This is a genomic window from Pseudomonas sp. MWU12-2345 (assembly GCF_023242385.1).
Lineage (GTDB): Bacteria > Pseudomonadota > Gammaproteobacteria > Pseudomonadales > Pseudomonadaceae > Aquipseudomonas > Aquipseudomonas gingeri_D.
Genome location: NZ_JALLJA010000017.1, coordinates 74260 through 96430, shown reverse-complemented (window position 1 = coordinate 96430; position 22171 = coordinate 74260). Strand labels below are relative to the sequence as shown.

The window sequence follows — 22171 nt, the reverse complement described above, 5'->3', positions numbered from 1 at the left end:
ATTAACCCTAGGTAGGGGGCGTGCCTCTGTAGTGAAAACTGTGCCTAACCGGGTATAACAGGGCGCAACTGGGGTTAGTTGCGGGATAAATTACAGCGTGCAATATCACTGTATGTGGATATTTACACCTTGAGTGTAAAGCGAAGCGGGAAATTACCTGTTTTTGCGCTCGAGAAAAACGTGTCGCGACACGTTTTAGTTATTCGTATTTTGTGTCGCGACACGATTTTGCTTAGCGAAATTGTGTTGAGAACTCTCAGCCAGGAAGATCGCAGGATTCGTGATAGGGTCTATTGAGGGCCTCTTCGGCCCCTGGTTAGTCCCACCTGCGGCCCCCATGATACGGGCCTTTTGGTCGATCCGACGAGCGGTAGGTAGGGGGTGGCTCGATGCGCTCACGGTGTCTCGCTTGGTCTCATTGGTGCTTATGAGACATTGTGGGGCACTAAGTTTCGACCAGAAAATGTACGGGGACAGAAGTTACGAAAAGAGTACACAAGGGATTCTAAAAAAACTGATTCTTTTTTTTGAAAAGCGCCGTTACCATACGAACACGCCTACAGCACTCTGTCGATGAATGAGACGCCCTGATAACTGATTGGCGGATGTTTTCTGACAGAATTGCTGGCAGTTGGAGTTGCAGACAAAGAAAAGCCCCCGGTAGTGGAATACCGAGGGCTAGATCGGGAAAGGACGGTGGAACGTCCTCTGCATACCGGCCAGGCCTGTACACAAACCCCGAGGGGAGAAGCATTTGAACGGGCTTCGCGGCGAACTGTAGTACCGGAAGGAATACGGCACAACCTGTTATTTGTACAGTGGTGCTTTATCCGACGGTCTACCACGGTGATCCTTTCGCGGGATCTGGTGGTTTGACAGTTCGACCTCCTCGGTTTTTCCAAATAAGTGGGGAAATCGATCATGGCAAAATCTGCCAACTGCAACACCTCTGAACTGAATCTCCCGAAGGTCGGTGCTCGTGCGACCGCTGCGCAACTCTGCGCCAAGTACCAGGTCAGTCGCGCCACTTGGTGGCGCTGGTCTAAGACTCCTGGCTTCCCTGAGCCAATTCGGTTCGGCCGATCCGTGCGCTGGGATCCTGAGCCTGTCGAAGCCTTCCTGATTAGTCAGGAGCGCTAACCCATGAGGAACAATCAATCCTGCATAAACGCAGGGGCGGGATCGGCTTGTCCAAAGAAACTCAACGATGCTGCTATTTCTGCGACTGCCCAAATCGCCGACGACGCTCTCGAACTGCTGCGTGCCACGCATGAGCGGCTGATGCACATGAGGACGCTGTTCTGCGCCATCAAGGCAGATCACCGCGACGGGCGACATCTTCATACTGCTGACCTTTCCGATCTGGGAGGTTTCCTTGGTGATGACTGGGGAAACTACATCGACGACCAGATCGGCCATATGCAGAAGGGATTGGATGCTGCGGAGGTCGCACAATGAATCCAATCACCATCCACAACACCCAGCTTCCCATCGTCGAGTATCGCGGCCAGCGGGTTGTCACCCTCGCCATGATCGACCAGGTGCATGAGCGGCCAGAAGGAACAGCCGGCCGTACATTCACCGCCCACAAGGAAAGGCTCATCGAGGGGGCAGATTATTTCTTCGCCGACACAAGCCAAAAAGACGTTTTGCGTTGTTTTGGCATTGAGGTACCCAACCGTGGGCTGATCCTGCTCGTCGAGCAAGGGTATCTGATGCTGGTGAAACCCTTCACCGACGATCTGTCTTGGGCGGTCCAGCGTCAGCTGGTCAGCAACTACTTCCGGCCACAGCCTTTCGTGGTACCTCAGACCCGCGCCGAGGCAATGCGCTTGGCAGCCGATCTGGAAGAGCAGAACGAGGTGCTGGCGCTGGAAAACCAGCTGCAGGCCAAGAAGATCGAGGCGTTGGAGAACCTGTTCATGCCTGGCGAGACGGTGCCGCAGTTCGCCAAGCGCCTGAACGGGGTCAACTCCCAGCAAATGCTGGCGTATCTCATCGAAATCAAGTGGGTCTACAACGCCGAGCACGATCCCGATAGCTCGCCGAAATACCGGGTTTACGCCGTCCCGCGCGACAAGCACTGGCTGACAGAGAAGCCGATCACGATCCGCGGCGAAGGAATTCTGCCGTTCATCAAGTACACACCAGTGATGCTGGAGGAGGGCGCCCGACGGCTGCACGACATGTACCTCGCCAAGAAGCTGCCCATGAAGCAGACCTGGGACGGCAAATTCACCGTTAGCAAATTCACTTCGGAGTCACCCCTATGAGCGCCAAGCCAACCTACGAACAACTCATGGGGCAGATTGCCGAGGCGGCCGTGAAATATCAGCAGGCTGAGACCCTGCGCAATAGCCTGCGCCGCGAACTGAACACCCTATACAAGACCTACTTCACTGCCTACGGGCATCCGTACCCCAACGATCCGCGCAAGCGTATCGACCCGGACGATGAAGCGTTCGGCGGGGTGTTGAACTTTACGGGCGCGGCTTTCCAGCGCTGGCTCGCCGCTCGCTGCCTGACCACCAGCACCAAACGAAAAATGCGGACGCTGATCCAGCGCCTGGAGCATGCGCTATGAGCAAAGTGATCAATGTCCCTAAGCCGGCCCAGGCTGAAACCATCGATCAGGCGTTCTTCGAGAGGTTCACCGACGCCGCGCTGCTTCTGAAGTGCTTCGAGTGTGTGAAGGATGCGACAGAGCTTGTCGAGGAGGGTGGCACAATCCAAGAGCGGGATGACGTTTATGTCGGCCTGATCGAGGCCTACTGGGCGCTCAAGGTCTTGTTTGAACGTAAGACCGGTGGCGATGCCAAGAAGGTTTCCGACGAGCACTGGGCGGTCGCAAGTCGGTGCATGCTGGCGGGTGAGGAGGTCCCGGACATGCATATTCCCATTGCGGGCCCTCTGACCTCGGCGATCCCTCCGGAGCATTTCAGCCAACATAGCGACTTAGCTCTGGCCTGCGAGGCATTCAACTCCAGCGATAAGGTTCGGCTTGGTACCAGCGCGACTCTTGCGGCGATCAATGCCCAAATCACTGCCACAGTCGCAGTGGAAGCGATCAATGCCACTACTGCGCTGGGACTTCTGGTTCGCCGCCTGTCTGGTGGGACCATCGAGGACATGGCGGCCATCGTGGCGAAGATCATTCGGCCGAACGGGGAGACGTTGCAATGACCATCGACCCTATTGCGACTGGCAACACCCCTCAGGCGCCCGCCAGCGCCTCCGTGATCGCCGGCCCCTGGCCCAACTATTCCGGTTGCCGCCATCTGCCAGAGCGCGAGCGCTGGGAGGTCTACAGCATGGCCAAGGCTTCCCGCGCCGCTCTGGAGGAGCGTGGCATCGCCATGACCGAGAGCTATGACGACTTCGTCAGCCGTGTGACGCGGGAGTTGAACGTATGACTGCCGACATTCCACGCAAATTCCAGGGCGTCTGGATTCCAGCAGAGCGCTGGCTTGATCGCTCCCTGTCGCCAAATGAGAAGGTCATGTTGGGCGAGATATCCAGCCTAGAGACGGGCTCGCGAGGCTGCTATGCAACCAATGCGCACTTCGCTGAGTTTTTCGATCTGTCGATTTCCAGGGTTTCGGAGATCATCAGCGGGTTGGTTGATAAGGGGCATCTCCGGGTCGAATTGATCCGCGAAGGCAAGCGAGTTGTGGAGCGTCGACTCCGCCTCGTTGACCCCTTCGGTTTTCCGAATACCCCTTCGGGAAATGCTGCGAACCCCTTCGGAAAAGACGGTGAACCCCCTTCGGAAAACACGCAGGGGAGCAATACACAAAGCAACAATACAAAGAGCATTAAAACCTCACCAGCACCCGGTGGTGAAAAAGGTGTTTCGGAAGAAGGCTTTGATCAGTTTTGGAAGTTGTACCCGAAGAAAAAAGGGCGGAAGGACGCAGCCAAGGCCTGGGCGAAGCTGAAACCGAACGAAGAGCTACGCCAGATCCTGATCACCGCCCTGGGGCAGCACAGCGTTTCCGAAGACTGGACCAAGGATGGCGGTCGCTACGCCCCCAATGCATCGACCTGGTTGAACGGTGAGCGGTGGACAGATGAGTTGTTGCCGGCCGCGGGCAGCAAGCCTTCGGCCTTCAACAACCTGCCCAACCATACCCCCGACATGTACCGAGGAGGCGGCAATGGCCCAGCGTTCTAATATTTTTCGCCGTCAGCCCGAGCACCGGGCGTTCACCGGCCATTGCCCGGTCCATGGTGAGGTTGATCGCTCCGAGGTTGAGCAGTTCGATGGCTCGATGCTGGTACGCCCATGCAAGCAGTGCCAGTACCACGGCCTGCGTGTGGCGCCTGCCGGTAGCTCCGAGCGATCGCAGGCCCTGGCTCACCTTCAAGCCGAAAAGCTCAACAGCGCGCTTGTGGGCTCTGGAATCAGCCCTCGGTTTGCTGAAAGCACGTTCGCCAGTTACAGCGCCGCCACCCCGGCCATGGTCCAGGCCTTGGAGCTGTGCCAGGAGTATGCCGACAACTTTGGCGAGCACTTCGCCGCCGGCCGCAATCTGCTGCTGACTGGCAACGTGGGGACCGGCAAGACGCACCTGGCGAGCGGTATTGTCCGGCGCGTCATCGATCTGGGGGCGGTGGCGGTCATCACCACCGCCGCGGAGGTTATCCGCACGTTCAAGCGCTCCATGGATCGCAACTCAGGGTTCAGCGAGGGTGACGTAATCGACGAGCTGGCGAGCTTCGACCTGCTGGTGCTCGATGAGGTCGGCGCCCAGGCGGGCACGCAGTACGAACTGGCGGTCCTGCATGAGGTGATTGATCGCCGGTATCAGGATGTGAAGCCCATGGTGCTCGTTTCCAACCTGCCCGCAACCTCGAAGCAGGATGCGGAAGGGCGGCACGCGCCAAGTCTTGAGCAGTACATCGGAGCTCGGGCGCTTGATCGCCTGCGCGAGAATGGCGCGAAGCTGGCCGGCTTTACCTGGGCTTCGGCACGGAGGCGCGCATGAACGACTTCCGCGAGCTTTACAGCGATGAGTCCGAGCACGCATTGCTCGGCGCCCTGCTGCTGGATGGCGAACTGTTCGACCCGATCACCTCCTGCGTGACCACGGCCGACTTTCACGACCCGGAAAACGCTGCGCTGTTCCAGGCGATGATCGATCTTCATTGCACGGGTGTGACCATCGATGCGGTGACGGTGGCCGATTTTAAGTCATGCCTGCCGAGTGGTCGCGCGACCCTGGGCTACGCCGTCGAGCTGGCCAGGAACACGCCAAGCACCGCGAACTGGAAGGCCTACGCCCGGACGGTGAGGGAGCGAGCCGTGTTGCGGCGTTTGGTGGATGCGGCCGACGCTGTTCGCGATTCCGCGAGCGAGAACCGGCCGGTGGCTGAGATCGTCGCCAGCGCCCAGCAGGCCATGGCCGATTTGCGCGACCTGGACACCGGGGAGCCGGACTACAAGCACATCAATGAGGTGATTGCCCGAAACGTCGACATCATCGATGCCAAGTTCAACGGGGTTGTGCAGTCCGGACTGTCCACCGGCCTGGTGGACCTGGACAAACTGATTCGCGGGCTCCGCAAAAAGACCGTGACCATCGTCGCCGGCCTGCCGGGTAGCGGCAAAACAACCCTGGGCTTGCAGATCGCCCAGCACATCGCCTGCTCCGGCGCTGGTGTCGGGATGGTGTTCTCGCTGGAGATGCCCGAGGAAGAGATCGGGAACCGCGCGCTGGCATCCATTGGCAGCATTGATCTTCGGGTGCTCGATAACGGGCAGTTGCAGGACGATGACTGGCCTCGCCTGACGTCGGCCGTCAACAAGATCATGGATGCCCCGCTGTACATCAGCGACAAGTCGGGTCTCACCGTCGCGCGGATCCGCAGCATCTGCCGCCAGGTCAAACGAAAGCACGGCCTGGATGTGGTGGTGATTGACTACATAGGCCTGATTGGCTCGGACGGTAAGGCGTTCAACCGCACCGCGGAGCTGGGCAAGATCTCGACCGACATCGTCAACATCGCCAAGGAACTGGAGGTGCCGGTAATCCTGCTGGCGCAGCTCAACCGCGACTCGACGAAGCGCCCGGGTAAAAAGCCGATCGCTTCAGATTTGCGTGAGTCCGGCCAGATCGAGGCCGACGCCCACTGCATCATCCTGGTTCACCGCGACATGGACAGCGAGGAGGGCCAGAACGGCATCACCGAGTTGATCATGCCCAAGTGCAGGCATGCGCCGGTTGGTTCGTGCCTGGTCCAGCAGCAAGGCCAGTTCGCTCGATTCGTCAATTTCGCCGGCAATCGTGAGCCGTCAAACGAAGAGGTCGAAATGAGTCGCCCCTTCGCCAGCCAGTACAAGGGGAGGAAGGGCAAATGATTTCCGCCAAAGCGTTAGACAGAAATCGGGTCTGCCTCATTGCCGAGCAGACAGGCGTTAGATTTAAAGATTCACATAATCGCCCACAGGCCACGCCACGCAAGGCCTGCACCGTGATTGCTAAATACATGAATGTGGAGGTTGGAAAAGCCTCTGGGAGTGCCGCAAATGAGTAACGTCACGGCGGCGTTGCCGCGCAAGAGCATGAGCGACCTTGAACGACGCTTCCTGAAAATCGCAGGTACCGAGTTGGCCGAGGTCAAGATCGGCGGTGCTACTGCGCTGGCCTACCTGTTGGACATGGTTGCGAGCTGGCACGGCAGTCGCGCTCAGATCGGTTTCCATGACTTCGGCCAGCGTTGGCTGATCGAGGGCAACGCCAAGAACAAACCCGCCGACCGGTTGCTCCGCGATCTGTTTGGCCTGAGTGATCCAGATCCGAGGAAAGCGGCATGAAGAAGCGTACATATCTGGGCAAGCCCCTTGGTGACACTGAATACCTGCTGGAGCAATGGGGCTGGTGGCGGATGGATGGGATGGGTGTTCCACGCTATGTCTCCCCGCTCCAAGCACTTATCCGAGAGAACACACCCTGTGAGGGGGGGAGCAGGGCTTACGTGATCACGGACGACCTGGCCCTGGTGGTCGACGGCGCCGTTGCTCGTCTTACGAAGCGCAATCAGCAGATGGGCGATTTCATCTGGCTGTACTTCGGAGCCAAGTGGCCAGCGTTGAGGGTTGGCCGGGAGTTCGGTCTGAGCGAAGCCAAGGCTCGCGAGCTGATCAGGACAGGGGTTGCCTGGATTGACTGTGCGCTCGAAGGAATTCGTGAGGCTGCGTAAAAAGTTCTTTCCACGCGGATAACGACCTGTTTTCATGGCACGGTGTTCAGCTGTTTCAGCGCGACACCACAGAGAAAGCCCGGCCTAATCGCTGGGCTTTTTATTGCTTGGCCAATATATATTTGGCATCATTTCGACTCCATTCCTCGTCCAGCTCTCCATCCCTCTCATTTGGGGGCTGGGCTGAGGAGTGGTCCAAGCCCAGCCATCGTGCTGGGCTTTTTGCTTTCTGGAGGATGCATGGGCAACTTCAGCGTTGAGGTGAGCGGCGAGATTGATGAGTCGTTGCACCCGCTGATCCAAGTCCTACGGTCACTTAAAGAGCTTCCCGAATTCCCGTTCGATGTCTTTTACAGCCTTGTCACCAACTGCCTTGATGATCTTTCCGTAAGTCTCGACGGCGCCGCACTTGCGACAGGTAACCTTCGAGCTGTCGTTCGGCCTGGCCGGAACCTCGAATTGGTCACCGCCGCACTTCTTGCACTTGAGCGTTACCTTCATTCTTGAGTCCTCATGTTTCGTTTGGTGTGGTGCCGAAACGATAGCACGAGCTATTTCCCGCCTCTTGGCGGGCTTTTTATTTCTGGAGTATCCAATGGCTGAGCCAACGACCACTGCTTTAGGCGTCCTGCTCGCCAAGTATGGCGTGGCCATTGCCGCCTTCATTGGCGCGATTGGTTCGCTCGGCTTCCTGAAGGATTTGACGAGAGGGCAGGCTGCTACTGCGGTGGTCGTTGGCTTCTTCTTCTCGATCTACCTGACTCAGCCGGTGACCGCATGGCTGGCCCCAAAGCTTGGGCTGATGCCGAATGACAATTTGCTGTGCGGTGTCTCATTCGTGCTGGGGCTCACGGCGATGAACGTTATCCCGGCAGTGAAGGCAGCCCTCGGGCAGTTCGTGGCCTCGCGAGGTGCTTGATCATGATGAGTTCAATTCTGACGGTCGTTGATGCACTGCTGTGCATATTGGCCATCGGCGCAGCACTTGAATACCTGCGCGCGGTGAGTCTTCTTGATCACCCCGTTCTGAGCTTGTCGTTCTATTTGGTGGCCATCGGCTCCTTCGGCATCTTGCTGGACCTTTCCCAGGGCGTCTTGGTGCCTGGCTGGTCGGTCTTGCTGCACCTGGGCATCGTCGCTTATGCCTGGGCCAGACGCCAATACCTATTCTCGAACGACGCCCCATGGCGGGGTGCCGAGAGGCGCAAGGCCGGACGACCATGAGCATCTTGAAAGCTATCCACTCTTGGCTCTCCGGCCGCGTGGCCACAACTCAAAATGAGGATTCAAAAATGCCCGATGACCTGATCCAGTCTGGCGTCCCAGCAGGCGCTCAGTCTTCCTTTCCGCCGCAGGAAGCTGGCTCTTCTCAGGTGTCTGTTGTTGACGCCGGAACCCTGGTTGCTGCCAAGCCAATCGTCGCGGCTGCTGCACTTGCAGATGATCTGGACGCGCCGGCGCCCGACGTCATCGAAAAGCTCGAAGGCATCCTCGAGGCTATCGGTCACAAACTGCCTGTGTACTGGCGTGAAGCTGTCGCCCTGGCCAAGAAAGCGGTGTGATCGTGCGCGCCACGATTTGGTGAAATTGAATTCGTGGCGCGAGAGGTGCTTATGAAGTTGGTTCTGAAACGTGCTGGAGCCGATCCCTGGTCGGTAATCCCTCTGAGTGATTTCGGTCGCCGTGTCGTTGACCACCGTCCATTCGCGCTACATGACGAGCAGGGCAGCATCTTGCCTTGCCAGGTCAGCACGAGTATCGGCAGCGATTCCGATGGTTCTCCGATCCTGACAGTCGTCTTCAGAATGGATGGCCAAGATTTGCTCATCCAAGGCGACTACCAGGCAAGTGGCGAGAGGAGTTAGGTGTGCCCGGACCGTTCGATATCTCAGTCCGCGGAAACGTCAAGGAGATATCCAAGGCGCTATCGGCCTTTGCCTACAAGCAAATGCCATTCGCCACGGCCCTGGCATTGACCGCGATTGCAAAGGAGGTGCAGGCCGATGAGATCCAGAACATCGCTTCCACTTTCAAGAAGCCCAAGCCATTCACTCAGAAGTCGGTGGGCATGCAAGGCGCTCGCAAGGACACGCTCACAGCAATCGTGTTCGTCAGGCCGATTGCTGCGAAGTACCTCGAACCCTACGAGGACGGCGGTAACCATGTTCTGGCTGGTCGCGCGCTCTTCAACCCGAAGAACATCAAGCTCGATCAATACGGCCAGTTGCCTCGCAAGGTGCTGGAACGGCTGAAGGCTCGAAAGGATATTTTCATTGGTCCGGTCAAGACGAAGTCCGGACCAGTCAATGGTGTCTGGCAGCGCATCCCAGCAAAGAAGAAACAGCCAGCTCACTTGAAACTGTTGATTCGTTTCGGTGACGCGGTTGCTGTGACGAAACGGTTGAACTATCGCAGTCGCGCGAAGGCGCTGATTGATCGGCGGTTCAATGCGGTGCTCGGCGCATCGATCGGCAGGGCGATCCTCTCGGCTAGGTAAAAATAAACTGAGGTTGTAGGTATGGATATCAGGGGCAAGCAGATCATCTCTTCTTGGGAGATGGTTGTGTATGACGACTGCGTGATCTTCAAACGAGTAGATAACGGACGGATGCAGGAGAGTTACCCGCCCGTACCTACAACGAAAGCGGCTATCTATGCCGCTGCTATTGTGAGTGGTCTTCAACCACCAAGAGACCTTCGCTTGTGCGATAAACCGATTGGTTGAACTCGACTTGCACAAGGGCAGGCCCGCGAGGTTTGATCCGGTAGAAGTCCAGTCCGCCAAACGATACCAGTGTGTCCTTGGGTAGGCCGAGGAGCTGATCCAGCAGGGTACTCAGCGGTATGGTGTGGCTTTCGATCCGTTCTGGTGATGGCATTGTCCGATCCTTTGGTTGGGGTTGGCGATCAAGGATAGCGAAACCCTCCGAGGTCTGGGGTGCCACTGAGAAATGCACCGCCATGGTGCGCAAGGGCATGCCCACCCCCCCTGGTCATGGGTCCCTCCTGAGCATTCCTGCACCGAGGGCATTGCGCGCCTCGCTGTAGCCCCAGCTATGAAGTCTCAAAGGTGTTCGCACCTGAGTTCGAGCCATGAAGCAAGGTGTCTCCATTCGCGAGTTTGCGCGACGCGAAGGCGTGTCTGACACGCTGGTCAGAAAAGCGCTGAAGCTCAACAGGCTTGCGGCTTTCGACGACGGCTCGATCAATCCAGATCTCGTTGGCAGTAGCTGGCGGGAAGGTAATGCCAAGGGTGCGAACCCGGCGCTCGAAAATGCGAACCCAGGGGTTCGCAGTTCGCACTCAATGGTTCGCAGTTCGCAGGTCGATGAGTCCGACGGTGAAACGCTGGAAGAGGAGGCCGCTCGACTGCTCGAAAGCGGCGGTGTGGCCTCCCATGACTACGCCGAAGCGTTGCGACGGAAAGAGAACTACCTGGCGCTGCTGCGCCAACTCGAGTACGAACAAAAGTCAGGTTCGCTGGTTGATCTGGAGGTCGCCGAGAAAATCCTATTTGAACAGGCCAGGGCATCGCGTGATGCCTGGCTCAATTGGCCTACCCGTGTGGGGCCGCTTCTCGCCGCCGATCTCGGCCTTGAGGCTGATCGTGTGGTTGGAGCATTGACGGAGTATGTCCACAAACACATCAGTCAACTCGGTACGCCGGAAAGTGAGGTCGAGTTCGTTAGCGAAAGCTGACCGCCTGCGCCTGGCCTACCGCCAGGGTTGGACGCCACCGCCGCGCATCACCGTGCCCGACTGGGCGGATCGCTATCGCCGCCTGGCAAAGGAGGCCGGTGCAATCTCCGGCAACTGGGAGACTTCGACGGTCGAGGTTGCCCGCGGCCCTATGCTGGCCGTGACCGAGGCCGGCGTGCATGTCATCACGGTAATGGTCAGCACCCAGTTGCTCAAGACGGCGTTGCTGGAAAACATCTTCGGCTACTTCGCTCACCTGGACCCATGCCCGATGCTGCTGTTGCAGCCTAAGGAGGCGGCCGCCGAACAGTTCTCGAAAGAGCGCATCAGCCCCTTGGTTCGGACGACTCCGGTCCTGCGCGAGATTGTCGGCACCGGCAAAACCCGGTCGTCAGATGAAACGCTGCTGTACAAGGCTTTCCCGGGCGGATTCTTGGCCCTGGCCGGCGCTGGCAGCCCGGACAACCTGGCGCGACGCCCGATTCGCATCCTGCTGAGCGACGAAGTCGATAAATACCCGATCACCCGCGAGGGCGATCCGATCATGCTGGCCGAGGAGCGTACCGCGAGTTTCGGCGCCAACTGGCTTTCAGTACGTGCTTGCTCGCCGACCGTCGAGGACGAGTCTCGAATCGAAAAAAGCTTTCTGGCTTCCGACCAGCGCCGCGCCTCCCTGGAGTGCCCTGGGTGTGGGCACCGGCAGTTTCCGGATTTTTTCAAGCACGTGCATTGGCAAAAGGACCCGGAAACCGGTGCCCATATGCCAAAGACGGCTCGCATGTATTGCGAGGGTTGCGGTGAAGAGTGGTCGGAAGGCCAGCGCCTCAAGGCACTGCGTAGTATCCGCTGGCATCAGACCAAGCCGTTCAGTTGCTGCGGTGATCGCCATCAACCGCTTGAGCAGTACGACGTAGCCTGGAACTTGGCGCGTGAAGGGGCGGTAGATCGGGTTTGGACCTTGTCTGAAAGCCCTCGGCATTCGGTATACCTGGCACGCTGTCCGACCTGCGGCATCCACCCTGTGGAAAACGAACACGCCGGGTTTACCGCCTCGAAGCTATATAGCCCCTGGTCAAAGGACAAGCCATCGGATATCGCTCGCAAATGGTTGGCCTGCGGCGACGATGAAGACATGAAGCTGGCGTTCTACAACACCCAGCTGGGCCTGCCCTATCGGAAGAACTCCGGGCGTGAGATCCAAATCGAGGCATTGGCTGCTCGCTGCGAGATTTGGGCCGCCGAGGTTCCCGATGGAGTTGCTCTGATTACCGTCGGTATCGACTGTCAGGACTACCGGCTTGAGATGGAAGTCATCGGCTGGGGTGTCAACGAGGAATCCTGGTCGATTGACTACCACGTCATTGATGGCGAATTTGATCAGCCCGACGTGCAGGCACTGCTCGATGCTTACCTCAAGCGAATCTGGTATCGCGCCGACGGCTACGCCTTCCCGGTGATGGCGGCCTGTTTCGACTCGGGTGGTCACCATACTCAGGCGGTATATGGTTTTTGCAAGGCTCGCATTGGACGACGTATTTGGGCAGTCAAGGGCGAGTCGGCCCGCAATGGCAAGCGCTCTCCTGTCTGGCCGACAAAGGTCCCGAGCCGGCGCAGCAAGGCGACTTACCGCCCGGTGATGCTGGGAGTGAACGCGGCCAAGGACACCATTACCACGCGCTTGATGAAGGACAAGCCAGGCCCCGGCTACATGCACTTTCCGGTCAGCCGTGACATCAACTACTTTGCCCAGCTCACCGCCGAGCGCTCCATCGTCAAGGTGACGGGGGGCGTGAAGTACCGGGTGTGGGAGCCTCGGCCCGGACGTGCCAACGAGGGATTGGACTGTCGCGTATATGGTTATGCCGCGCTTTGCGGGCTGCTACATATGGGCATCAAACTCAATAAGCGGGCCGAAGAGGTCAATGCCTCAATCGGCATTCCGGTAGCCAGACCAGAGGCGGAGCCGGAGGACGATATCTCTCCTGCGCCGAGTCAGTCGGTGGCTCCCGCTGGTCCCCGGGTCATCCAGGCCAAGCCCGACAAAAAGAAATCGCTAACCAGACGGTTGGCCTAGATCTCCCCGTTTCGGCGGGGATCACCCGGAGTTACCCCTATGAGCCGTTACGGACCAACCAGCAACCTGCTGGCGGGCATTCCGCGCGCGTCGTTGCAGACCTCTCTGGAAAACGCCCAGCAGGCCTACCTGCAGCTTTCCGCCGGCGGCAAGGTCGAAAGCGCGACGTACACCCAGGGCGATGGCTCGAAAAGCATCACCTACACCCGCGCAAATCTCGCTCAGCTCGCGAACGTCATCATGATGCTTCAGAAGCAACTCGGCATCGTTTGTCGCCCGCGTCAGCCCATCCGCATTGGATTTAAGTGATGAATAATCCCGTATCGATTGTGGGGCTCGACGGCAAGCCGATCCAGCCCATGCGGCCGAGCCGGGGCAAGATGCTGGCGCCAGGCGGCAACGTCCCCTATGACGCTGCTGACATCTACGGTGAGCACGTCTCGGGCTGGCGCCCTTACCTAGGATCGCCCGACGGCGACCTCAACATGTACCGCGACCGGATTGTCTCCCGTGTTCGCGACTTGGTGCGCAACGACGGCTGGGCCTCCGGCGCGGTAACCCGCATTCTGGACAACGCTATCGGCGGACACTTCCGGCCGCTGATCAAGCCGGACTGGCGCGCCCTGGCGGCTCATACCGGAAACAAGGCATTCGATGCCACCTGGGCCCACGAATTCGCCCAGGTGGCCACGGCCAACTACCGCACCTGGGCCTTTGATAGCGGTCGCTACTGCGATGCCCAGCGCTCACTGACCATCACCCAGATGATGCGCCTTGGCTTCAGACACAAGCTCGTCGAGGGTGATTCGCTGGTGCAGGCCTGCTGGATCCCCGAGCGCGTGGGTTATGGCAAGGCGCGCTACGCGACGGCCATGCAGCTAATCGACCCGGACCGCCTGAGCAATCCGCAACAGCGCTTTGACTCCGACGGCACTCGCGGCGGCGTCGTGCTCGACCAGTTCGGCGCGGCCAAGGCCTACTGGATTCGCAAAGCCCACCAGGGTGACTGGTGGGCCGCCGCCGACAGCGTGACCTGGGAAGAAATCCCCCGGGAAACCGATTGGGGGCGCCCGGTCATCATCCATGACTTCGACCATGATCGAGCCTCGCAGCACCGGGGCGGCTCCGGCATCTTCGCGCCGATCCTGCAACGCATGAAGATGCTGGCCAAATACGACGCCGTGGAGCTTGACGCGGCGGTGATCAACTCGATTTTTGGTGCCTACATCGAAAGTCCGTTCGATCACTCGCTGGTCAGCGAGGCTATTGGCGATGACACCGACCTCTCCCGGTACCAGGACCAGCGCGCCGACTACCACGAAGACCGCCGGACCATGCTCGGCGAGTCTCGGCTACCGATCCTGTTCCCGGGCGAGAAAATCAACGCCGTCACGGCCACGCGGCCCAATGCGAACTTCGCCGGTTTCGAGAAATCGTTCCTGCGCAACTTCGCTTCGGCCACCGGCCTGTCGGCGCAGCAGATGTCGCACGACTGGTCCGACACCAACTACAGCTCAGCACGTGGCGCGTTGCTGGAAGCCTTCAAGACCCTGACGCGCCGCCGCAACGACTTCGCCACCAACACGGCGCAGCCGGTGCTGGGATGCTTCATGGAGGAATCCATGGAGATTGATGACTACCCGCTGCCCCATGGCGCCCCGGCGTTCATGGAATGCCGCGGCATGTACTCCCGCGCCGAATGGATGGGCCCGGCCCGTGGCTGGATCGACCCGGTGGCCGAGAAGCAAGGTGCCGTCCTGGGCATGGACGCAGGCTTGTCAACCCTGCAACAGGAATGCATGGAGCAGGGGCTGGACTACGAGGAAGTGCTCGAGCAACGCAAACGCGAAATCGACAAGTTCAGGGAGCTCGGCATCCCGGCACCGACCTGGGCCGGCATGCAAATCCCCGGCGGTTACACCACGGCGGACGACGCCATACAGAAACCGAGGCCTACTTAATGCACTTTGGACACCTTGCGCAGCGGCTTTTCAATGTGCCGGTGGCGATCCGCCCAGAAAAGGCCGAAGTCATCATGGCGGCCCTGGCCGAGCGTCTCGGCATCGGTCGGATGATGCGGGTCAGCGGCGATGCCGTGGACCTGACGCCCGCGGCCCTGGAAGGCGACGGCTACAGCTACGCCGACCGGGAGGCGCGCGACAGCGGTTACGACCTGGTTGGTGACATCGCCATTATTCAGGTGCATGGCACCCTGGTGCAAAAAACCGGGACGCTCCGCCCCTGGAGCGGCATGACCGGCTACGACGGTTTGCGCCAGGCATTTCTCACAGCCCTGCTCGACCCGAAAGTCAGCGCCATCGTGCTGGATGTCGATTCCCCCGGCGGCGAGGTGGCCGGCTGTTTCGACTTGGTGGACACCATCTACAGCGCGCGGGGTGACAAACCGATCTGGTCGATCCTCAACGAGTCGGCCTACTCGGCGGCCTATGCGATTGCCAGCGCAGCGGACCGAATCTACGTGCCGCGCACGGGTGGCACCGGCTCCATCGGTGTGATCTGCATGCACGTCGACTTCTCCAAGGCCCTGACCTCGGCCGGTATTGAGGTCACCTTTATCACCTACGGCGACCGCAAGGCCGACGGGCACTCCGAGATCCCGCTGTCGGCGGATGCGCTGGCGCGATTTCAAGCGGATATCGACACCATGGGCGAACTGTTCGTCGACACGGTGGCCCGTAATCGAAACATCGCGGCCAGCAAGGTCCGCGCAACCCAGGCAGGAACCTTCCTCGGCTCCGCCGGGGTAGAGGCCGGCCTGGCTGACGCTGTTGCGGCGCCCGACGCCGCTTTCCGGGCGCTGCTCTCTCAGCTGGCCTAGCACAAACCTTCAGAGGATTCACCGATGACCATTCGCAAAAAACTGAGTGCGGCCATGCCGTTCGCCCAGTTGTTTGGTATTTCCCCGCGCGCCGAGGAAGAAGACGACGAAAAGGAGAAATCCAAGCGTGCCCGTCGCGCGGAAGAGGATGACAAGGAAAAGGACGACGAGGAAGACGACAAAAAAGGTCGTAAGGCCAAGCGCGCCGAAGACGATGACGACATGGAAGATGAGGAAGACGACAAGAAGTCGCGGCGCGCCAAGGGCGAAAACGAAGACGATGAGGACGACGACAAGAAGGGGCGCAAGGCAAAACGCGCCGAGGAAGACGACGACAAGGAAGATGACGAGGACGACGAGGACAAAAAAGACGCCAAGTCCAAAAAGGCCATCGTCGCCCAGGAGCGCGCCCGCTGCGCCCGGATCCTCGCTCACGGCCTGAAGACGAGCAATCCCGAGCAAGCCTGCGTCTTTGCCTTCGACACCAACATGTCGGCGGACGCCGCTATCAGCGCCCTGAGCGTGGCACGCAGCGTAGGTGCTCGTGGCAGCAGCCTCGGCGAACGCATGAAAGACGCCAACGTCACGCATGCCGGCGCAGGCGGGGGCGAAGAGTCGTCCGGGGTTTCCCCGATTGCCCAGAAGATCATTGCCGCCGCCGCCCGCGCGTCGCGCTAATCCCAACACTCCACGGAGATCGACAGCATGTCGTTGACCCCCAGCGTCATTCGTGACAACCCGCAACAGCCCGGTGTACAGGCTCAGGTCTATATCCCGGATCAACTGATCGCCGACGCCCGCAACCTGGTGACGCAACCGATCCTGATTGGCGCTGGCGCTCTCAAGCGCGGCACAGTGCTTGGCCAGCAGACTGTCAACCCGATCCAGGCTGCGGCGGCACAAGGCAATACCGGCAACGGCACCTTGAGCGGTATCAGTGTCGGAGCCGCGGTTGAGGTGGGCATCTACACCCTCACCGCAACCTCGGCGACCGTCTTCAGTGTCGTCGACCCGGAAGGCGTCGCGCTCGGTAATGCCACTGCTGGCACGCCATTCACCAGCACTGAAATCAACTTCACCCTGACTGCAGGCGCTACGGCGTTCGTAGTGGGTGACGCTTTCACCATCAGTGTGTTCGATGCCGTCGGCACTTACGTGCAGTGCGTGCGCACCGCATCCGATGGCAGCCAGAACCCTGTCGCCATTCTGGTCGACGATGCTGACGCCAGCCTGGGTCCGGTCACGGCTGGCGGGTATCTGGCGGGCGAGTTCAATGCCTCGAAACTGATTTTCGATACCTCCTGGTCGCTGCCGTCGCTGGTGTCGGCCATGCGCCCCTATGGGATGTTCGCCAAAAGCTCCATCTCGTCGGCTTCGCCTTCGAACAACTCGGCGCCGTAATTCGGCCCTTACCGTACTGCCCACAAGAACCCGCTTCGGCGGGTTTTTTGTGAGCTGGATTTCGCATCCCTTGCTTGGAGAGGCCCATGACCGCCGCCAGTTCGTTTCCATTCAGCACCACCGACCTGATCCAGGTCGTGCCGACGCTCAAGCGTTCGCAGAAATTCTTGCTCGACCGCTTCTTTCCGAACATCGTCAACTCGCAAACCGAATTCGTCGCGATCGACATCGATGTCGGCCTGCGCCGCATGTCGCCCTTCGTCAGCCCGCTGGTGCAGGGCAAGCTGGTCGAGCAGCGCAAGTACCAGACCAACACCTACAAGCCAGCCTACATCAAGGACAAGCGCGCGCCGGACCTGCGCAAGCCGGTTATGCGCCACATCGGTGAACGCATCGGCGGTGGTGAAATGACTGCCGGCGAACGTGAGATGGCCAACGTCGCGTTCGAGATGGCCGACCAGATCGACATGCTGGATCGGCGCCTGGAATGGATGGCCGCTTCGGCCATGCTGACTGGTCGCGTCACCGTCTCCGGTGAAGGCTTCGAAACCGAGGTGGTGGACTTCGGGCGCGATGGCCAGCTGTCGATTGCACTGACCGGCAATAGCCAGTGGGGCACCAAGGCCAACTTCAACGCCGCGGGCCGCGACACAGTGCCGGCCAACAACATCGAAGAATGGCAGACCCTGATGCTCCAGCTTTCCGGCGCTCAGGCCATGGACCTGGTATTCACCACCTCGGCCTGGCAGACCTTCTCCAATGACGAGAAAGTGTTCGGCGCCATCTTTTTCCCGAAACAAGGCGAGTCCGGCAACATCAATATCGGCCCGCAGATCGCGCCGGGTGCCGTGTACAAAGGCCGCTGGGGTCAGTACGACCTGTGGCTGTACAACGACTGGTATATCGACGAAAACGGCGTCGAGCAACCGATGCTGCCGGATGGCTACATGCTGATGTCCGGCGCTCAACTGATGGGCACCCGTGCCTTCGGCACCATCCTGGACCCGAATTTCAACTATCAGTCGCTGTCCTACGCGCCCAAGACCTGGGTCGAGAACGACCCAGCCCAGCGGATTTTGCTGATGCAGAGCTCGCCGCTGGTTATCCCGAGTCGTGTCAATGCCTGCCTGGCTGCCAAGGTCTGTACACCGGCGAGCGGTAGCTGATGGCTGGCCCGGGAGGGGCGGGGGCCTCTGTCGTAGAGGCTGTCGTGGCCAGAGGCCGAACCGTGGTTGGCGTCGACAAGAAATCGCGTCGGGCCGGCGAAACCGTCAAGGTCCCCTCTGCCGAAGCCGAGGCATTGACTCGCCTGGGCTTCCTGGTTGACGGGGATGTCGTGGAGAAACCGCAGGCTGGCCCGCACATCCGTGTGTCGGCAGGCCCTGGGGTGAGGATTGCCTGATGATCGACTGGGACAGCCTGGTACTGGCGCCGCTGGAAACCATCTTCGGAGAAGGTCAGCGCCCGGAAGGGCAGGTGATGTTCTATCCCGTGGGCCGAACGGCCTATCCCATCGATGGCGTGTTCGACTCGGCTTACCGTGAGGTTGAGCTGGTCGATCCGCTGGTAGGCGTCACCTCAACACAACCTGTTCTGGGCGTTCGGCTCTCGGCCTTTGTGGAGCCGCCCGCCCAGGACGATGAGGTTTACATCCCGAGCATCGCTCAGCGCTACCTGGTGATCGAGGTTCGTCCTGACAGCCATGGTTGGGCCAAGCTCATGTTGAGTGAAATGTGATGACGACTACCTCTGAACTACGGCAGATCACGGCCGAGGCGCTGAAGGTAGGGACGGCTGCCGGTAACAATGTTTTTGCGGCCAGGACCTGGCCGACCTGGAACGGCAGCTACCCCATTATCTGGCTACATGCGCCGGAGGAGGACAAGGATTCGCTGGGGCGTCAGGGCGGTCCGCAGTTCACTGTGACGGCCACGATTCGGATCAGCGCCAGGCTGCAGCTTAAGGCGCTCCCGAAGAACGCAGCCGCCGGCGCGATGATTCTGGCGCTGGAAACCATGCAGCGCCAGATTGAAAGGGCGCTGATCAACTTCCCGCCGCTCATGAGCAGGCTGCAGCAGTTTCCCTTCATTCGCTCCCACATGCGCGAGGACGGCGAGGGTGAGCAAAACATTGGCGAGTTGGTCATGGATGTCGGGATGGAGTTTTACCAGGGCCCCGAGGACTTCTATCCGCTGGAAGGCGCTTCAGATGATCCTGTGTTCGACCCGGTGGCTGCCGCTGTTGTTCAGCCCATCGTGCCGCTGACCGAGTTCAACGTCACTGCAGACCTGATCAACGTCGCCGACCCTACGGGCACTTACCCCGATCCGCCATTCCCAGGCGCTGTTACACCGGCTCCGCGCACTGTCGGCCCTGATGGCCGCGCAGAGGGCGGCCTCACGTTCGAATTTCCGCAGGAGTAACCATGCATATTTACGCCACACCCCCGCTGCTGGTGCGCGATCCGGTCAAGCGCGACTTTCTGCCGGAATCAGGCCGGGAGGTTCCGGATGACGACCTCTACTGGCTGCGCCGACTGAGCTGTGGCGATGCCACCCTGATTGCACCGGAACCTGTACCTGTCGAGGCGCAAGCCCCCATACAAAACACCCCGGTCCCGACCTCGGTCGAGCCGCCCGAAACCCACGATGAGGGGAGCGACAGTCAATGACCGTCCCGTTCAGCAACATCCCGGCGAACCTGCGGGTTCCACTGTTCTATGCCGAGGTCGACAACTCCCAGGCCAACAGCGGCGCGCAGACTCAGCGTACTCTGATCGTCGGCCAGATTACCGCCTCGGGCAATGGCGTACCCGGTGTTCCGGTGCTGGGCCAGGGCGTCAGCGATGCCAAGGCCAAAGGTGGCTTGGGCTCGATGCTGGCGCTGATGACCGCTGCCTATAAGAGATCTGACCCCTTTGGCGAGGTCTGGTTTCTGCCTCTGTCGGACGCTGCCGGTTCCGTGGCTGCCACAGGTACCGTCGCCATCGTTGGCAGCCCGACAGCTACTGGTGTGATCTCGCTCTATATCGCCGGGCAACTGATCAGTCTGACCGTTACCACAGGTGAGGCAGCGGCTGATATTGCCACCGCCCTGGCAGCGCTGGTTAACGGTACCGGCGACCTACCCGTGACGGCTACTGCTGCAACCGCAACGGTGACGCTCACAGCAAAGAACAAAGGCACCGGCGGCAACGAGATTGACCTGCGCTTGAACTACCTGGGCACCTCGGGTGGCGAGTCGGTCCCGGCCGGTCTGACGCTTACCCTTACCCTGATGTCCGCCGGTGCGACCAATCCGGTGCTGGATACGGCGCTGTCGAACCTGGGTGACGAGGCGTTCGACATCATTGTCAGCCCGTATACTGACACCGCATCGCTGAATTCGCTGAAGAACCTGCTCAACGACCAGACCGGCCGCTGGAGCTATGCCAGCCAGCTCTATGGTCATGTCTTTTCGGCGCAGCGCGGCACATTGTCGACGCTGGCCACTGCCGGTAATGCACGTAATAACCAGCACGAAAGCATCATGGGCTTCTACGACTCCCCATCGCCGGCCTGGATCTGGGCTGCAGACATGGCGGGGGCCGCCGCCGTGTCGCTTCGCGCAGATCCTGGGCGCCCCTTGCATACCCTGGCGCTGAGTACCGTGCTTGCACCACCGCCTGCATCCCGCTTCGACATGCCAGAACGCAACACATTGTTGTGGGACGGGATCTCTACTTTCACCGTTGCCAGTGATGGAACCGTAGCTATCGAAGGCCTGATCACCACTTACCAGGTGAATTCGTTTGGCGCTCCTGACGACAGCTATCTGAAGGTGGAAACCCTGTTTCTTCTGATGTATGTGCTGCGCGACCTGCAGTCGCTCGTCACGTCCAAATATGGTCGGGTCAAGCTAGCTGCGAATGGCACACGCTTTGCGCCCGGCTCAGCCATCGTTACACCCAACATCATTCGGGCCGATCTGATCGCCCGGTACGGCACGCTTGAATATAACGGGTTTGTGCAGGATTCAAAGGCTTTCGCCCAGGCCTTGATCGTCGAGAAAAATGCGACCAACCCAAATCGGCTTGATGTGCTCTGGCCGGGGACCCTGATCGATCAGTTGGATATCTTCGCGCTGCTCACTCAATTCCGTAAGTAACTCGGACCTTTCGTCAACGACCGCCTTGAGCGGTTTTTTTTCGCCTGGAGAAAAACATGGCAGACACCACCAATCGCCTTGCCGGGACCTGCTACCTAACTGTTGACGGGGTTGATTACCTGCTGGTTGGGGACTTTTCCTACAAGGTTTCTGGGGTTTCTCGGGAAACCTTGACCGGTCAGGACAGGATTCACGGCTATAGCGAGAAACCTGTGCAAGGCGCAATTACCGCCACCATCCGCGATTCCAACGGGCTCAGCGTGGCGGACATCAATGCAATGACCAACGTCACCGTGGTTGCAGAACTGGCCAATGGCAAAACGATCATCGGCGCCAACATGTGGACCACTGAACAACCCGAATCCAAGACCACTGATGCGACCATCGAAGTCAAGTGGGAAGGCCCTTCCGTAACGGAGAACTGATCCATGTTTGAAGAAGAAATCACCATCACCCTCGCCAAGCCTGTCGTGATTGGCAAGGGTGACAACGCCGTTACTTATGACGAAATCAAGCTGCGCGAACCTACTGCCGGCGAGATGGAAAAAGCATCGCGCGCCGACACCTCGGTCGGTGCGGCCATCACCCTGATCAGCCTGATTGCAGTTATCCCGCGTGGTGCGGTCGAGAAGTTCAGCAAGCGCGATCTGGTCGCTGCGAACAAGTACCTCGAGGGTTTTTCCGACGCTGGTCAGGCGGAGGAGGCTGGCCAGAGCTGATTGCCGAACTGACCAAGTATTACGGGTGGGGGCCGCGCGATGCGTGGTCGCTCACCATGGCTGAGCTGATCGAATGGAACAAGCAGGCCA

Annotated in this window: 31 protein-coding genes; 30 read left to right on the top strand and 1 reads right to left on the bottom strand. The window is 59.7% G+C overall.

Translation table 11 applies throughout. The features are described from left to right. Positions 1–1143 precede the first annotated feature (1143 nt). The 16 genes from M5C71_RS26845 (at position 1144) to M5C71_RS26770 (ending at position 9700) form a co-directional block, all read left to right on the top strand. Positions 1144–1458, top strand: a complete 315-nt coding sequence (locus M5C71_RS26845) for a hypothetical protein (RefSeq protein WP_248769162.1) — start codon at positions 1144–1146, stop codon at positions 1456–1458. Beyond that, the gene (locus M5C71_RS26840) at positions 1455–2273 is read left to right on the top strand and encodes an ORF6N domain-containing protein (protein WP_248769161.1); all 819 of its coding nucleotides are present in this window, start codon (positions 1455–1457) and stop codon (positions 2271–2273) included. Before M5C71_RS26845 ends, M5C71_RS26840 begins: the two co-directional genes overlap by 4 nt. Next, positions 2270–2584 (top strand): hypothetical protein, encoded by a 315-nt coding sequence (locus M5C71_RS26835; RefSeq protein ID WP_248769160.1) that lies wholly within the window; start codon positions 2270–2272, stop codon positions 2582–2584. Before M5C71_RS26840 ends, M5C71_RS26835 begins: the two co-directional genes overlap by 4 nt. Then, positions 2581–3183: a hypothetical protein gene (locus tag M5C71_RS26830; protein WP_248769159.1), complete on the top strand. Its 603-nt coding sequence runs from the start codon at positions 2581–2583 to the stop codon at positions 3181–3183. Before M5C71_RS26835 ends, M5C71_RS26830 begins: the two co-directional genes overlap by 4 nt. Continuing rightward, a complete protein-coding gene (locus M5C71_RS26825) occupies positions 3180–3413 on the top strand; it encodes a hypothetical protein (protein WP_248769158.1) in 234 nt (77 codons plus the stop codon). Before M5C71_RS26830 ends, M5C71_RS26825 begins: the two co-directional genes overlap by 4 nt. Next, complete coding sequence (locus M5C71_RS26820; protein WP_248769157.1) at positions 3410–4174, top strand: helix-turn-helix domain-containing protein; 765 nt, start codon at positions 3410–3412, stop codon at positions 4172–4174. The genes M5C71_RS26825 and M5C71_RS26820 overlap by 4 nt, the downstream gene beginning before the upstream one ends. Then, positions 4158–4988, top strand: coding sequence for an ATP-binding protein (locus tag M5C71_RS26815; protein WP_248769156.1), 831 nt, complete (start codon positions 4158–4160; stop codon positions 4986–4988). The genes M5C71_RS26820 and M5C71_RS26815 overlap by 17 nt, the downstream gene beginning before the upstream one ends. Beyond that, a complete protein-coding gene (locus M5C71_RS26810; RefSeq protein ID WP_248769155.1) occupies positions 4985–6361 on the top strand; it encodes a replicative DNA helicase in 1377 nt (458 codons plus the stop codon). Before M5C71_RS26815 ends, M5C71_RS26810 begins: the two co-directional genes overlap by 4 nt. Further along, on the top strand, positions 6358–6537 hold the full coding sequence (locus M5C71_RS26805) for a hypothetical protein (RefSeq protein ID WP_248769154.1): 180 nt from the start codon (positions 6358–6360) through the stop codon (positions 6535–6537). The genes M5C71_RS26810 and M5C71_RS26805 overlap by 4 nt, the downstream gene beginning before the upstream one ends. Next, positions 6530–6817, top strand: a complete 288-nt coding sequence (locus tag M5C71_RS26800; protein ID WP_248769153.1) for a hypothetical protein — start codon at positions 6530–6532, stop codon at positions 6815–6817. The genes M5C71_RS26805 and M5C71_RS26800 overlap by 8 nt, the downstream gene beginning before the upstream one ends. Then, a complete protein-coding gene (locus M5C71_RS26795; protein ID WP_177138130.1) occupies positions 6814–7203 on the top strand; it encodes an antiterminator Q family protein in 390 nt (129 codons plus the stop codon). Before M5C71_RS26800 ends, M5C71_RS26795 begins: the two co-directional genes overlap by 4 nt. 240 nt (positions 7204–7443) lie before the next feature. Next, positions 7444–7710, top strand: a complete 267-nt coding sequence (locus M5C71_RS26790) for a hypothetical protein (RefSeq protein ID WP_248769152.1) — start codon at positions 7444–7446, stop codon at positions 7708–7710. Between the two features lie 88 nt (positions 7711–7798). Further along, complete coding sequence (locus M5C71_RS26785) at positions 7799–8122, top strand: peptidase M48, Ste24p (protein WP_248769151.1); 324 nt, start codon at positions 7799–7801, stop codon at positions 8120–8122. A gap of 2 nt (positions 8123–8124) precedes the next feature. Beyond that, entirely contained in the window at positions 8125–8427 is a 303-nt protein-coding gene (locus M5C71_RS26780; RefSeq protein ID WP_248769150.1) for a hypothetical protein, read from the top strand. Further along, the gene (locus M5C71_RS26775; RefSeq protein WP_248769149.1) at positions 8424–8765 is read left to right on the top strand and encodes a hypothetical protein; all 342 of its coding nucleotides are present in this window, start codon (positions 8424–8426) and stop codon (positions 8763–8765) included. The genes M5C71_RS26780 and M5C71_RS26775 overlap by 4 nt, the downstream gene beginning before the upstream one ends. Before the next feature lie 305 nt (positions 8766–9070). Beyond that, on the top strand, positions 9071–9700 hold the full coding sequence (locus M5C71_RS26770; protein ID WP_248769148.1) for a hypothetical protein: 630 nt from the start codon (positions 9071–9073) through the stop codon (positions 9698–9700). A 166-nt stretch (positions 9701–9866) separates the two neighbouring features. On the opposite strand, the gene M5C71_RS26765 is transcribed toward M5C71_RS26770, so the two are convergent. After that, positions 9867–10181, bottom strand: coding sequence for a hypothetical protein (locus M5C71_RS26765; protein WP_248769147.1), 315 nt, complete (start codon positions 10179–10181; stop codon positions 9867–9869). Between the two features lie 115 nt (positions 10182–10296). Between M5C71_RS26765 and M5C71_RS26760 the strand changes: the two genes are divergently transcribed. The 14 genes from M5C71_RS26760 to M5C71_RS26695 all read left to right on the top strand — a co-directional run bounded on the left by M5C71_RS26760 (position 10297) and on the right by M5C71_RS26695 (position 22081). Further along, positions 10297–10902 (top strand): hypothetical protein, encoded by a 606-nt coding sequence (locus M5C71_RS26760; protein WP_248769146.1) that lies wholly within the window; start codon positions 10297–10299, stop codon positions 10900–10902. Further along, positions 10835–12976: a terminase gpA endonuclease subunit gene (locus M5C71_RS26755; RefSeq protein ID WP_248769145.1), complete on the top strand. Its 2142-nt coding sequence runs from the start codon at positions 10835–10837 to the stop codon at positions 12974–12976. The genes M5C71_RS26760 and M5C71_RS26755 overlap by 68 nt, the downstream gene beginning before the upstream one ends. A gap of 39 nt (positions 12977–13015) precedes the next feature. Next, positions 13016–13285 (top strand): gpW family protein, encoded by a 270-nt coding sequence (locus M5C71_RS26750; RefSeq protein WP_248769144.1) that lies wholly within the window; start codon positions 13016–13018, stop codon positions 13283–13285. Beyond that, positions 13285–14937: a phage portal protein gene (locus M5C71_RS26745; RefSeq protein ID WP_248769143.1), complete on the top strand. Its 1653-nt coding sequence runs from the start codon at positions 13285–13287 to the stop codon at positions 14935–14937. Before M5C71_RS26750 ends, M5C71_RS26745 begins: the two co-directional genes overlap by 1 nt. Continuing rightward, positions 14937–15815 (top strand): S49 family peptidase, encoded by an 879-nt coding sequence (locus tag M5C71_RS26740; RefSeq protein ID WP_248769142.1) that lies wholly within the window; start codon positions 14937–14939, stop codon positions 15813–15815. The genes M5C71_RS26745 and M5C71_RS26740 overlap by 1 nt, the downstream gene beginning before the upstream one ends. A 24-nt stretch (positions 15816–15839) precedes the next feature. Beyond that, a complete protein-coding gene (locus tag M5C71_RS26735) occupies positions 15840–16493 on the top strand; it encodes a hypothetical protein (RefSeq protein WP_248769141.1) in 654 nt (217 codons plus the stop codon). Positions 16494–16520: 27 nt separating this feature from the next. Beyond that, entirely contained in the window at positions 16521–17216 is a 696-nt protein-coding gene (locus tag M5C71_RS26730; RefSeq protein WP_248769140.1) for a head decoration protein, read from the top strand. A gap of 86 nt (positions 17217–17302) precedes the next feature. After that, positions 17303–18382, top strand: coding sequence for a major capsid protein (locus M5C71_RS26725; RefSeq protein WP_248769139.1), 1080 nt, complete (start codon positions 17303–17305; stop codon positions 18380–18382). A 235-nt stretch (positions 18383–18617) separates the two neighbouring features. Next, positions 18618–18953 carry a hypothetical protein gene (locus M5C71_RS26720; protein ID WP_248769138.1) on the top strand — a complete coding sequence of 112 codons (336 nt, stop codon included), beginning with the start codon at positions 18618–18620 and terminating at the stop codon, positions 18951–18953. Then, positions 18953–19639: a phage tail protein gene (locus tag M5C71_RS26715; protein ID WP_248769137.1), complete on the top strand. Its 687-nt coding sequence runs from the start codon at positions 18953–18955 to the stop codon at positions 19637–19639. Before M5C71_RS26720 ends, M5C71_RS26715 begins: the two co-directional genes overlap by 1 nt. 2 nt (positions 19640–19641) lie before the next feature. Beyond that, the gene (locus tag M5C71_RS26710) at positions 19642–19887 is read left to right on the top strand and encodes a DUF2635 domain-containing protein (protein ID WP_248769136.1); all 246 of its coding nucleotides are present in this window, start codon (positions 19642–19644) and stop codon (positions 19885–19887) included. Continuing rightward, a complete protein-coding gene (locus tag M5C71_RS26705) occupies positions 19884–21362 on the top strand; it encodes a phage tail sheath subtilisin-like domain-containing protein (RefSeq protein WP_248769135.1) in 1479 nt (492 codons plus the stop codon). Before M5C71_RS26710 ends, M5C71_RS26705 begins: the two co-directional genes overlap by 4 nt. Before the next feature lie 56 nt (positions 21363–21418). Continuing rightward, on the top strand, positions 21419–21787 hold the full coding sequence (locus M5C71_RS26700; protein WP_248769134.1) for a phage tail tube protein: 369 nt from the start codon (positions 21419–21421) through the stop codon (positions 21785–21787). 3 nt (positions 21788–21790) lie between these two features. Next, positions 21791–22081, top strand: coding sequence for a phage tail assembly protein (locus M5C71_RS26695; RefSeq protein WP_248769133.1), 291 nt, complete (start codon positions 21791–21793; stop codon positions 22079–22081). Positions 22082–22171 lie beyond the last annotated feature (90 nt).